The sequence below is a fragment of the Lactovum odontotermitis genome (assembly GCF_054658595.1).
On record NZ_BAAGGQ010000011.1, the window covers coordinates 68975 to 80668 of the forward strand.

The 11694-nt window shown below is 45.0% G+C and carries 13 protein-coding genes; 10 read left to right on the top strand and 3 right to left on the bottom strand.

Features of this window, described 5'->3' with window-relative positions; all coding sequences use genetic code 11:
• Positions 1–32 precede the first annotated feature (32 nt).
• The 9 genes from nifJ to ACYQ2E_RS07440 all read left to right on the top strand — a co-directional run bounded on the left by nifJ (position 33) and on the right by ACYQ2E_RS07440 (position 9165).
• Positions 33–3581: a pyruvate:ferredoxin (flavodoxin) oxidoreductase gene (nifJ, locus tag ACYQ2E_RS07400; protein ID WP_460017430.1), complete on the top strand. Its 3549-nt coding sequence runs from the start codon at positions 33–35 to the stop codon at positions 3579–3581.
• Between the two features lie 15 nt (positions 3582–3596).
• Positions 3597–4052: a PTS glucose transporter subunit IIA gene (locus ACYQ2E_RS07405; protein WP_460017431.1), complete on the top strand. Its 456-nt coding sequence runs from the start codon at positions 3597–3599 to the stop codon at positions 4050–4052.
• A 146-nt stretch (positions 4053–4198) separates the two neighbouring features.
• The gene (locus ACYQ2E_RS07410; protein ID WP_460017432.1) at positions 4199–5083 is read left to right on the top strand and encodes an Rgg family transcriptional regulator; all 885 of its coding nucleotides are present in this window, start codon (positions 4199–4201) and stop codon (positions 5081–5083) included.
• Between the two features lie 43 nt (positions 5084–5126).
• Positions 5127–5996, top strand: coding sequence for a hypothetical protein (locus tag ACYQ2E_RS07415; RefSeq protein ID WP_460017433.1), 870 nt, complete (start codon positions 5127–5129; stop codon positions 5994–5996).
• Positions 5997–6295: 299 nt separating this feature from the next.
• Entirely contained in the window at positions 6296–6607 is a 312-nt protein-coding gene (locus ACYQ2E_RS07420; RefSeq protein ID WP_460017434.1) for a hypothetical protein, read from the top strand.
• Between the two features lie 71 nt (positions 6608–6678).
• A complete protein-coding gene (locus tag ACYQ2E_RS07425; RefSeq protein ID WP_460017435.1) occupies positions 6679–7860 on the top strand; it encodes a hypothetical protein in 1182 nt (393 codons plus the stop codon).
• A 1-nt stretch (position 7861) separates the two neighbouring features.
• Entirely contained in the window at positions 7862–8479 is a 618-nt protein-coding gene (locus ACYQ2E_RS07430; protein WP_460017436.1) for an AAA family ATPase, read from the top strand.
• Positions 8463–8846, top strand: a complete 384-nt coding sequence (gene relB / locus ACYQ2E_RS07435) for a type II toxin-antitoxin system RelB/ParD family antitoxin (RefSeq protein WP_460017437.1) — start codon at positions 8463–8465, stop codon at positions 8844–8846. Before ACYQ2E_RS07430 ends, relB begins: the two co-directional genes overlap by 17 nt.
• Complete coding sequence (locus tag ACYQ2E_RS07440) at positions 8836–9165, top strand: type II toxin-antitoxin system RelE/ParE family toxin (protein ID WP_460017438.1); 330 nt, start codon at positions 8836–8838, stop codon at positions 9163–9165. The genes relB and ACYQ2E_RS07440 overlap by 11 nt, the downstream gene beginning before the upstream one ends.
• Positions 9166–9199: 34 nt before the next feature.
• On the opposite strand, the gene ACYQ2E_RS07445 is transcribed toward ACYQ2E_RS07440, so the two are convergent.
• Both ACYQ2E_RS07445 and ACYQ2E_RS07450 read right to left on the bottom strand, forming a co-directional pair.
• The gene (locus ACYQ2E_RS07445) at positions 9200–9382 is read right to left on the bottom strand and encodes a hypothetical protein (protein ID WP_460017439.1); all 183 of its coding nucleotides are present in this window, start codon (positions 9380–9382) and stop codon (positions 9200–9202) included.
• 14 nt (positions 9383–9396) lie between these two features.
• On the bottom strand, positions 9397–9657 hold the full coding sequence (locus ACYQ2E_RS07450) for a hypothetical protein (RefSeq protein WP_460017440.1): 261 nt from the start codon (positions 9655–9657) through the stop codon (positions 9397–9399).
• A gap of 99 nt (positions 9658–9756) precedes the next feature.
• Between ACYQ2E_RS07450 and ACYQ2E_RS07455 the strand changes: the two genes are divergently transcribed.
• On the top strand, positions 9757–10491 hold the full coding sequence (locus ACYQ2E_RS07455; protein WP_460017441.1) for a helix-turn-helix domain-containing protein: 735 nt from the start codon (positions 9757–9759) through the stop codon (positions 10489–10491).
• A gap of 31 nt (positions 10492–10522) precedes the next feature.
• Here the strand turns inward: ACYQ2E_RS07455 and ACYQ2E_RS07460 are convergent, their stop codons facing one another.
• On the bottom strand, positions 10523–11599 hold the full coding sequence (locus tag ACYQ2E_RS07460) for an IS30 family transposase (RefSeq protein ID WP_460017442.1): 1077 nt from the start codon (positions 11597–11599) through the stop codon (positions 10523–10525).
• Positions 11600–11694 lie beyond the last annotated feature (95 nt).

Consider the following 11694-nt stretch of genomic DNA (forward strand, 5'->3'; position numbering starts at 1 on the left):
AAAAGCCGAGTGCTCTTCCAAAGGAGATAGAAATGTCATATATGAAAACAATGAACGGAAATATGGCGGCCGCATACAATGCCTATTCTTTTTCCGATTTTGCAGTTGTCTACCCCATTACACCGAGTTCTCCAATGGCAGAATACATTGACGAATGGTCCGTCGCAAGCCGTAAGAATCTCTGGGGTCAGACAGTAAAAGTGATAGAAATGCAGTCCGAGGCAGGTGTAGCCGGGACTGTCCATGGAATACTTAAGGCAGGCAAACTTGCCGCAACTTGCACATCTTCCCAGGGTCTCCTCCTGATGCTGCCCAACATGTATAAAATTGCAGGCGAACTTCTGCCGGCAGTCATTCATGTGGCCGCCCGCGCTGTTACGACAAGTGCCTTGAGTATTTTCGGCGACCAGTCCGACGTCATGGCTGTGCGCTCCGCAGGCTTCGCAATGTTAGCCGAATCAAGCGTCCAGGAGGTGATGGACCTGTCAGCCGTCGCACACCTAGCGGCCATTGAAACATCGTTACCCTTCCTGAACTTTTTTGACGGCATGCGCACTTCACATGAATTACAGAAAATCAAAGTCCTAGAAAGTGCGAGTCTTAAAGCACTCGTGAATAATGGGAAACTCGCAGATTTTCGGGCACATGCCATGAATCCGGACCATCCCAAGGTCTCAGGGACAAACCAAAACCCTGACATCTATTTCCAGCAGCGTGAAATCGTAAACAGCTATTATGACGCTTTGCCAGAAATCGTCCAAAAATACATGCACAGAATCAATGCCCTCCAAGGCAGCAATTACGACCTCATTGATTATTACGGCACCGCGGACGCCGAGGAAATCATCGTGAGCATGGGCTCCGTCGCAGGTACAATCAGACAGACTGTTGATTATCTGAACGCTCAGGGACGTAAAACCGCTCTTTTGAATATCCATCTTTATCGTCCATTTCCCAAAGAAAATTTTCTCAGCAAACTGCCGGACAGCGTGAAAGCCATAGCAGTCCTTGACCGGACGAAAGAAAACGGAGAAAGTGGTGAACCGCTTTTTCTTGACGTAAGAAATGCCCTCTTTGATGATGCACGCAATCTGAAAGTCATCGGCGGACGCTACGGCATCGGCGGAAAAGACACGCATCCCGAGCAGATTGCCGCAGTTTTTGACGAACTTAGAAAGCCTGAAAACAAAACCCATTTTACCATCGGCATCAAAGACGATGTGACCGGCCTATCCCTTGAAAGCCCGACTCCACTGGACTTAACCCCAGCAGGAACCTATCAGATAAAAATCTGGGGCTACGCATCAGACGGCTCAGTCGGCGCCAACCAGTCCACAGCCGAAATCATCGGCGATAACACCAGCAATTTTGTCCAAGGCTTTTCCGAATACGACTCGAAAAAAACCGGCGGCCTAACCGTCAGTCACCTGCGTTTCGGAAAAAGTCCCATTTTATCAGAATATGCCGAAATCAGCTGCGACTTCGTCGAGTGTGCCAACCAGGCCTATCTGCATAAATATAACCTCATCAAAGGACTAAAGCCCGGCGGAATATTCCTGCTCAACAGCGGCTGGACGGACGAAAAGCTGGCGCGCAAACTGCCGAATTCTCTCAAAAAATACCTAGCCCAGAACGCCATTCGATTTTATACGGTGGATGCAACAAAAATCGCACGAGAATTAGGACTTGGTGTCCATATTAACACAGTCATGAAAACCGTCCTATTTAAGCTCATCAACGTCATGCCCTTTGAAAAAGCCTATGAACTGCTCAAAAACGGCATGGAAAAATACGCTAGATATTCTGAAAACATGGTCGAGCAGAATATTCAGGCGATGGACCGCGCGGTTAAAGCCATTCATCAGGTGGAAATTCCGTCCGGCTGGCTGACGGCTGATGAAAATGAGCAGGCTGTCCAAACAAAAGCGGGGATTTCACCCAAAAAATGGACATTTAATTTTTTAGATAAAATCGATTCTGCACAGGGTGACCAATTATCTGTGCAGGAACTCATCAACTGCGGCCTGACAACGGGCGATTCAGTCCCAGGCACAGCTGCATATGAAAAAGACGGAATGGCCTTTGAAGTCCCAGAATGGAACCCGGAATTCTGCGTGAAATGTCACCGCTGCGCTTTTGTCTGCCCGCACGCTGCGATTCGCCCCTTTCTTCTGGACAAAGACGAATGGAATGTCGCGCCGCAAGGCTTCAAAGTCCTGGACTACAAAGGCGAAGACGGCCTAAAGTACAGGATTCAAGTCTCGGTTGAGGACTGTACCGGCTGCGGCCTCTGTGTCGAAGCCTGCCCGCAAAAAGGCAAGGCGCTGAAAATGGTACCCACTGAGACTCAAAAAGCCCAAGCAGTCAACTGGGCCTTTGCCATGACTCTGAAGCAGAAAGCCAATCCCGCCCGCGGAAAAACTGTCGTGGCGACCCAGTTCAATCAGCCCCTGTTTGAGTTCTCAAGTGCCTGCGCAGGCTGCGGAGAAACGCCCTATATCAAGCTCCTGACCCAAATGTTCGGCGAGCGGATGATGATGGCTAACGCCACCGGCTGCTCCTCAATCTACGGCGGTACCCAAGCCACACCTTACACGACGAATCCTGAGGGCTACGGCCCCGCCTGGTCAAACTCGCTCTTTGAAGACAATGCCGAATTCGGCTACGGCATGTGGCTGGCCTCAGCAAGACGCCGTCAGGAACTCGCCGCAGACCTCAGAGAAGCCCAAGCCGACATGTCTGAAGAATTAAAAAAACTGACAAATGACTGGCTTCTCCACATGGATGACTCCGAAGGCACACGCGAACGCAGCGAAAAAATGAAGCAGGCGCTTGCAGCCGAGCACTACAACTCGGAAAAACTCGCCTCAATCTGGGAGCGGCGCGACCAGCTGGTAAAACCAAGCCAGTGGCTCATCGGCGGAGACGGCTGGGCCTATGACATCGGCTTCGGCGGCCTTGACCACGTCATTGCCTCAGGCGCAGACGTGAACATACTCGTCATGGACAACGAAGTCTATGCCAACACCGGCGGACAAATGTCAAAAGCCACGCCAGCCAGTGCCGTCGCCCAATTTGCCCAGGGCGGAAAACATTCCGCCAAAAAAGACCTAGGCTTCATGGAAATGACTTACGGAAACGTCTACGTTGCGCAAATCGCCTCAGGCGCCAACATGATGCAGACCATCCGGGCACTCGACGAAGCAGAAAAACACAAAGGCCCGAGCCTCATTATTGCCTATACGCCATGCATCAGCCACGGCCTCTGCGGCGGCATGAACCAAGTCCTGGGCGAAGCCAAAGAAGCCGTCGAGACAGGCTACTGGCAGCTCTACCGCTACAATCCCGAACTTGAAACAACAGGCAAGAACCCATTCCTCCTCGATTTCAAACAACCAGACTTCAGCAAAATCCACGATTTCCTCATGAAACAAAGCCGATTTTCCAACCTGAAAAAAGTCAATGCCGCCCATGCCGAAGCCCTGTACGCTAAAACTGCCGCCGATGCACGGACAAAATTCCTGCGCTATGCGCGACTGTCCGGTGACGCGGAGAAATTTCTTGCAAAAGAAAATCAGTAATAAAGGAGCCCGAACATGTTCGGATTTGAAGAAAAATGCGAAACACTCTACGCACCGATTTCCGGAAAAATCTTCAAAATTGAAGAAGCCGCAGACACCGTCTTTTCACACAAAATCATGGGCGAAGGTTTCGCAACCGCGGTGGACGGCAGCCAAATTTTTGCCCCCGTCACAGGCACCGTCACACTTGTACAAAGACACGCCGTCGGCCTCATACGCTCAGATGGACTCGAAGTCCTGCTCTACCTAAAGGTCGAGTGCCCCTACAAATTCACAATAATAGCAGGCGACAACATAAACGGCGGCGAGAAAATCGGCCAGATTGACCTAGTCTCGGCAAGGCATGCAGATTCAGCTAAAACAGTGATGATTGTGTTTACAAACACGACCGACAAATTGACCGATTTCACCGTTGATTACCGTGAAACAGCCGGCGGAGATGTCATTGGCAGGGCAAATGTCAAGAGATAAAAAATTAACTGACGAACAAAATTCTCGTCGGTTTTTTTAATTCAGAATATTTCACAAAATACTCAATTCTTTTACTGGTCAAAAGCGAACAAACTTGATAAAATAAGATAAAAATGAGTATATAGTTATAACTGGATTGGAGACTCATGGTAATTGAGAGAATCTACGGCTACACTTTTGAAAAACTATGCAAAGCAAAAGAAATCAAGAATGCTGATATATCAAGAAGAACCGGCATTTCAAAGTCGACATTATCTAAATTTATCAATGGAGAACTGAGCCTCAAAATGGATCAGATGGCAGCAGCACTCGAGGCTATCCACGTAGACTTAGCAGAATTCGGCTTATATGTCAATAATTACCGCTATAATTATTACGAGCGCTATTTCAAAAAAATTGAACAAGGAATGTTGAGCGACAACCGCGCAGCGCTTGAAAAAACTTATGACGAAGCTGTTCAAAAAGGTGAACGAATGATTGCTCTTTCAGCAAAAGCGCATATTAACGGCCTGGAAGAAGCGGAAATAACAGAAATCAGCTCTTTTACTTTAGGAGTTGCGATTTTTACCTTTTATGAGCTTGCGATTTTATCCAGCACAATCACGGAATTTTCGCCGCATTTAATTCGCGGCACCATCCAAGACCTACAGAAACGACACAAAAACCACGGCAAACACATGCTTTACCGCGGTCTCGTCTGCCAAATTGCCTGCCGGGCGGCAATGGCCTGTGTCAAGCATGGACAAAGTGTTCAAAGAGAAGCCGCAGAAGCGCTCGCGCTGGCAGAAAAATACTGTCATGAAAAAGACATCTATTCCCGTCAGCTATACCTTTTCGCCAAAGGCTATTATGAACTCGTTCACGGCACAGGTTCCGAGCATAAGCACGGTCTAGAAGAAATGAAAAACGTCATTCAAGTTTTCGAATGGAGCGGCAGCAAGCAGCTGGCGCGATTTTATCAAAAAAAATATGGACCAAATTTTGAAAGATATGAAAAAAAGTTTCTGACAGAAACTTTTTTTGGTGTTTGAAAAATCGGGGCTATAATAAAAGTAATCTATAGATAAGGAAAAAATGATGAAAAAATCAAAATCAGCAGCAAGCTTAGCTCTTTCAGTATTCACCCTAGGAGCAGCATTTCCTGTTCAGGCAGACACAAAAGGCGCACCTGAAGACCAAGTGCCGGTTTACCGCCTCTACAACAAAAACACAGGCGAGCATTTCTACACGACAGGTGTTGAGGAACTGATTAACCTCCAAAGTGTGGGATGGACATCCGAAGGGATTGGCTGGTACGCGCCGCAAACCGGCGAGCCGGTTTATCGAATCTACAACCCGAATGCCAAAGGCGGTGACCATTACTACACAAAAAGCAAATTTGAAGCCGAACACAATGTTTCATTAGGCTGGAAATGGGATAACGACGGAAAACCAGCCTTTTACTCCGGCGGAAATGTGACAAATTATGTCGCATACAATCCAAATGCGCAGTCAGGCGCACATAATTACACAACAAGTGCCTATGAACAGGAAAATATATTGCGCGCAGGCTGGACTTACGGTGCAAAAGCCTGGCAGACAGTCAGTGAAGGTACAAACACGATTAACCTGAATCAGCTTATGAACCAAGACCCGACAACCATTCAAGGGCTTTGGAAAAACGCCAAAGGAGACGTGCTCAAAATCATAGGAAAGAATTTCTATGTGAACGGACAAGACATTGGTAAAGGTGCTGTCAAGAATATCTGGGATAACATGCTGCCTGCTAACGGAAAAACAGCAACTCTCTTGTATAATGGCGGAGGGACCGACTCATTTGCGATTGAAATTTTCCCTAAAAATGTCAAAGGCGGAGAATATGATAACAGTGACACTCACCGAGACAGAATCGGCATTGGACAAACTTTTGGGGTGACGGATGATTGTTTTTATAGGGGAGGCTGATACCACATAAAACTGTAATAAGTACTTGAACATAAACAAATTCCATTTTTGCTCAGAATGGAATTTGTTTTATCTACAGTTCTGAGTTTCTGACAGAAACTTTTTCTGGCCTTTGAAAAATCGGGGGTAATAAAAGAAAATCTATAGATTCATTTTGGAAAACAGGCGTCGCGAGCTTGTTTTGAAAGGAGGAGTAAATTTCAAGAAATCAACGTAGACTTGTGAGTTTCCAGCCCTATGGAGGAAACTCACTTCATTTATTTGAAATGCAAAATAATTGCAAGAAAGAGGAAAAAGGAATGAAGAAACTAATAACAAAACTCATGCTTGTTCTGGCAGTTTTTGGATTCGTCGGAGGAGCGACATTTACACCGCTTGCACAAACTGCAGCTGCAGAAGAGGCTAAAAGTCGAGTATGGGTCGGGCAGGTAAACACAATTTATGAGGTGGCATGGGGGAGTGACGGAAAATTACTTTATGGCCGTTGGTATGGACCTCAAGAGGTAAGGTGCTCTAATGGCTATTATCTAGTTACAAAAAATTACGAACAAGGTCCACGTCCAGGTGGCGGCTATTTCGAGAGAACTTACTACAATGTTGTTACTTATTAACGAAGCTGCAGATTTCAAAGAGGGCAAGGTACAAATTTTAACACCTTGCCTGCTTTTTGGGAGAAAGTGCCATGAATCTCATCAGTTTTGAATTAAAAAAATTTCTATTTGACAAAAAGACGCTCATTTTGATGACGGTTTTTTCTGTTCTTCTGATTGGAGGGACTGTACGGCAAGAACTCTCAGTGAATATGGAAGAGTCATTTCACTTGACGCTTCAAAGTCAAGCAGAAAACAATATCCAGACATTCAGCCAAATTCTTATAAATAATGAAAATGTTTTATCAAAAGAGAAAAAGCAAGAGTTTGAGGAAAATCTCCAGCTCCAAGAAAAGATACTTGACGCACTAAAAGCCAATGATCTCAACAAATACTTTGACTTAAGATATCAGTTTGATGAGAAAGAATTAGAGAAAACAACAGCTAATAATCCGATGTCTCGCATGTCTCGCAAAATGTCGGAACAGGAGATGAAATACATTCGCCTCGTCAAAGCGAGAGGGCTAGATTTTGAGTATATGCCAAGTATGCAAATACACGCTTTCGGAAAGCTGGTCACGACTTTTTCAACCATCTTTAATAATCTCTGGCTGCTTGGTTTTGCAATGATTTTAACCATTAATTTTGCTGCCCTTTTTGAAAATAAAGAAATTAGAGTTTATCAATCTTTAGGGACAAAAAAATCTGGAATCATCCTCAAAAAATTGTTTTCTTCTGTGAGTATGACCTATCTCTGGCTGATTATCTTGTCTGGTCTTTTTCTCGTTTCTGTCGGTCTCATCAAAGGACTCGGTTCCCCGAATTATCCGGCTTATCTGCAAGAAATACCCCCACTTTCTGCTTTGCTTAACAGTGGAGAATCTGCTCCACCTGAAATACGTCTCGCCAATATGGCCATCAGCAACGGAAATGTCATCCTCATTTCCTTAGCTTATGCAATCATTATCCTCTTTTTCCTGGCATCTTTAGGCATGTTTCTTTCAACTCTGACTAAGCGCAGCATGCTTGTGGTAGGAATCATTGCAATTCTTACTGAGGGCTACAGCTCTATCAAAGATGAAGCTTGGATTCAGCCATTTCGTAAATTTGTCCCGATGAGTTACCTGGACCCTGTTAATTTATTGAAGTATCCAGCTTATCTTTTCAACAAAAATTCACTTCTTTTCGGAGTAATTTATCTGTCTTTGCTAGGTGTTGTGCTGTTGTTTTCCAGTTATCTCATCTTAAAAAACTATCGGATAAGGAGGATTTAAATTGTACCTGAAAGTAAAAAATTTAAAAATGCCGGGAATTGCTCCTATTGATTTTGAGCTCGAAAAAACTGGCCTATATGGTCTCATCGGAAAAAATGGTATAGGCAAGAGTACTTTCTATTCGATTTTATCCGGAGAAATATCGGTGAAGCAAGGGGATATTCAAGTTGGACGCGTGTCCTATCTGTCGGCTATTGAATATTTTGACGAAAATCTCTCAGGCTGGGATTATCTCAAATTGTTAGACGAAGCAGAGTACCAGAAGAGTTTACAGATGGCGAGTTTCTTTGGAGCGGACTCATATTTGGCGAGAAAAATCGGCAAATACTCTTTTGGCATGAAGCAGTTATTTGCCACAATTTTAGCTTTTTCTACTCCCTCTGATATTTTAATCATTGATGAACTGTTCAATGGCTTGGACGTTTTGGCGAAATCGAAAGTTTTCCAGGAGTTACAGAAGTGCGCCCAGGAAAAAATTATTCTTTACACCAGTCATAATCTCAAAGAAATTGAGCATTTTTGCGACATTACCTACCTGCTCTCTGAGACAGGGATTTCAAGAGTAGCTGACTTTGCGCAAGCCGCCAAGGAAATTGGCTACATTGAAACATTTTTCTGATTTGCAAGGGGAGGTTGACAAAAAAACAATAAACTATATAATAAATACAAAAAAATATACTTGTATAGGAGGGCTAAAAATGTTGACCGTCGAAAAAAACACACAAGCAAATTTTAGGACAAATGACAAGCTGCTGGCCGCAGCCAAAAAAATATTCGCACAAAAAAACATGGACATGACAAGTGCATTTAACTTCTTTTTAGAGAAGACAGTTGAAGAAAATGACTTACCTTTTTACACGGACACAGACGCGCAAAGAGAGCAAGTCATCATGGAATTAAGAGCAGAGCTGAGAAAAGGACACGTGGACATTCTTGCGGGTCGCGTTCATTCCGAAGAGGAAGTGAGAAAATACTTTGACATTTAAGATTGAGTATGCAGACAGCGCGCTGAAAGACTTGATAGGAGTTAAAGCATGCATCGAAGAGGCTTTTCTGTCTGAGCAAGCAGCGAAAAATACAATTGATAATATCGTCACAGGACTGGGAAAACTGAAACTATTTCCGGAAGGCGGCTTGAGATTGAGCGACAGAGTGGAAGAAGATGTGGAGCTGACCGAAGACTACTATTTTACTTTTGTCGGTAATCATGTTGCTTTTTACGAAATCAGCAACAAAGTCGTGTCGACTGTTAGAGTGCTTGGTATGAAACAAAATTGGGTGGATTTGCTGAGAAAAGGCAGATAAGAGATTCCTATTTGAGAAATTTTAAAGAAGTATTTTACTGAGACCTTCTATTCCTCAAAAACAAACTCAGCAGAAATCCAACAATCGCAAAAACCGCCTGCATGAGCGACATGACAATTCCAGTGCCGAGCGCCTGCAGAATCCGGCCTAATAGAAAGAGTGTCCAATTTGACGTCGGCTCACAGAAAGCAAGAAGAAGCCCTGCAAAAACAGTCACATAGCTCATCACCATCAGCCAGTGCGTCGGATACGCATTGTCAGAAAAGGTGTCACAGGAATGATAATGCCGTTCATTAACAAGAACCAGGTCGTCGCTTCCTGAGCCGCTGCCAGCGAGAGATTAAAATCCTGCATAATCGTCGGAATCGCCGTACTCAGACTCGTCTGCATCAGAAGCGCGCCGAATGTCGGAATCAGCAGGACAATCATCATCAGAACACGGTTGTATTTGCGCCCGTGGATATCGTGCGTGTAATCTTTTATATTTTCCATGCGCTTATTTTATGAAAAAGGGAAACCGAAATATAGCACAAGAATGATATTTATGTTCTAAAAATTGCCTTTTGCAAGTAAAAATGATTTAATAAAGTCATGAAAGCTGAAACAATGGACAAGCAGCTCGACAGCTACTTTACGCACAATAACGATGAAGATGTCCCGCGCTTGAACTACGAAATGGAACTACGCGCTCTGGAGCGGACAAGACGCGGGATGCCGCCGGAAGAATCTGCCCTGAGCGAGTATTATCAGGAAGAAACAGTTTCCGAGAAATTTTTCGGCTATATGGCAGTTGCTTCACTGACCGTGCACAGCCGCGCAATGATTGAGGGCGGCGTCTCCCCAGTCATAGCCTATGCCATGTGCGACATTTATTTCCGGAAACTCGCCCATTGCCGCAGCCAGGCAGAACGGCTCGCGCTCGTGAAAGAAGCGCAGAATTCATTTGCTGAGCAAGTCGAAAAGACACATAACCGTGTCAGCCGCGGCAGCTGGACAGAAAAAATCGCCTTTTACGTCGACCAGCATCTCAACCAGCCCTTTAGCCTGGAAGACCTTGCCGAATCACTCTATGCCGATAAAGCACATCTGTCCCGCGTTTTCAAGGAAGAAACCGGCCGGAGCATCATGAACTACACCAGACAGCGCCGCCTCGAAATGGCAGCTAAAACCCTGAAATACTCAGATTTATCACTTGCCGCGATTTCAGAACTGTTTTGCTTCTCGACACAAAGTCATTTTACCCGTCTTTTTAAAGCGAAAACAGGAAAAACGCCGAAACAATATCGGGAAGAACTGCGGCAGGTTGCGGATACAATAAAGTTATAAAGTAAAGTTGAAGTTGGAAATTCGGAAAATTTCAATACCAAGTTGGACATTCTCCGAAAACCATGTTTTCATCTAGTTTCTCAGTCGTTTTTTCGAGGAACAACTCATTTGGCGACAAGAAGTTTTTCGACTTTCTGGGATAGTCGTTGATTTGCTTCTGTGCACTCACAATCTCAAAGTAGGAATAGTTCTCAATCGGGATACCTTTGGGGCAGAATTCCCTCAACATCCGGTTGTGCCTCTCAACGGCCCCCTTCTCATAGGAAGCATAAGGATGGCAATAATAGACGGGGAGCTTTTTGAAGTCATTGAGTTTTGAGAACTCGAGGCCATTGTCAGTGGTAATGGATTTGAAGTGGCGTTTGCCGTAAGTCCGAAAGACTTCCTGGAGCTGCTTGTTAATGCTCTCGGGCTTCTTGTCGGGACAGCGGCGCACCACGAAGAAGCTGGTGGTACGCTCAAGCATCGTGAGCAGAACTTCCCCTTTCCTGTGAGAGCCGATGACGAGGTCAATCTCCCAGTGGCCGAACTCACGGCGCTGTGAAATGCTTTCAGGACGTTCTTCAATGGAAGTTCCAAGGACACGTTTATAGTCATGCTTTTCGTATTTCTTTCGCTTTCGATAGGGGAGGAGCCATTTCTTGACCTTCTCGCCGAGGGCTCCGCGGTGAATATTTGAATAGACGGTGGCGGCCGTTGGAAGATTAGTGAATTCCGCTTTCAGCTGATGAAGCGCCACCTCGACAGAGATTTTCTTCCTTCCCTTTTTCGGCCTGAGGATTTCAAGCAGGCGTTCTTTGACTTCAGCGGCTTCAGAAAAGTATTCCTTGCGGTGGGAGAAGGTGCGTCTGATTTGATGCTCCTCCTGAGCCAGCTTGGCGGAATAGGGATGGCGATAGAGTCTCTGCCCGTGTTTCAGGATTTTGAGATGGGGCTGAGCGCCCCGCTTGATTTCATTGTCTAGGGTCTGTCTGGAAATATTCAGCCGTCTGGCAATTTCCGCTTTCGGGAGTTTATCTCTGAGATAAGTCTCAATCTGAATTCGGTTTTCATAGGTTAAGTGCTTGTATTTCTTATGTTCTGTGCTACAATTGGAGAAGGTCATCATGTCTCTTTTCTATATTGTTTTGTCGAAAAAACTATTATAAGAAAACATGATGATTTTTTGTTGGAAAAGTGTCCAACTTCATTTTATAACTTTCG

What these genes read in the sequence shown, in the direction of transcription:
- ACYQ2E_RS07425 (WP_460017435.1), top strand. Translation starts at nt 6,679, where the DNA reads ATGAATCTCATCAGTTTTGAATTAAAAAAATTTCTATTTGACAAAAAG.
- nifJ (WP_460017430.1), top strand. Translation starts at nt 33, where the DNA reads ATGTCATATATGAAAACAATGAACGGAAATATGGCGGCCGCATACAAT.
- ACYQ2E_RS07405 (WP_460017431.1), top strand. Translation starts at nt 3,597, where the DNA reads ATGTTCGGATTTGAAGAAAAATGCGAAACACTCTACGCACCGATTTCC.
- ACYQ2E_RS07410 (WP_460017432.1), top strand. Translation starts at nt 4,199, where the DNA reads ATGGTAATTGAGAGAATCTACGGCTACACTTTTGAAAAACTATGCAAA.
- ACYQ2E_RS07415 (WP_460017433.1), top strand. Translation starts at nt 5,127, where the DNA reads ATGATGAAAAAATCAAAATCAGCAGCAAGCTTAGCTCTTTCAGTATTC.
- ACYQ2E_RS07455 (WP_460017441.1), top strand. Translation starts at nt 9,757, where the DNA reads ATGAAAGCTGAAACAATGGACAAGCAGCTCGACAGCTACTTTACGCAC.
- ACYQ2E_RS07420 (WP_460017434.1), top strand. Translation starts at nt 6,296, where the DNA reads ATGAAGAAACTAATAACAAAACTCATGCTTGTTCTGGCAGTTTTTGGA.
- ACYQ2E_RS07450 (WP_460017440.1), bottom strand. Translation starts at nt 9,657, where the DNA reads ATGGAAAATATAAAAGATTACACGCACGATATCCACGGGCGCAAATAC.
- ACYQ2E_RS07460 (WP_460017442.1), bottom strand. Translation starts at nt 11,599, where the DNA reads ATGATGACCTTCTCCAATTGTAGCACAGAACATAAGAAATACAAGCAC.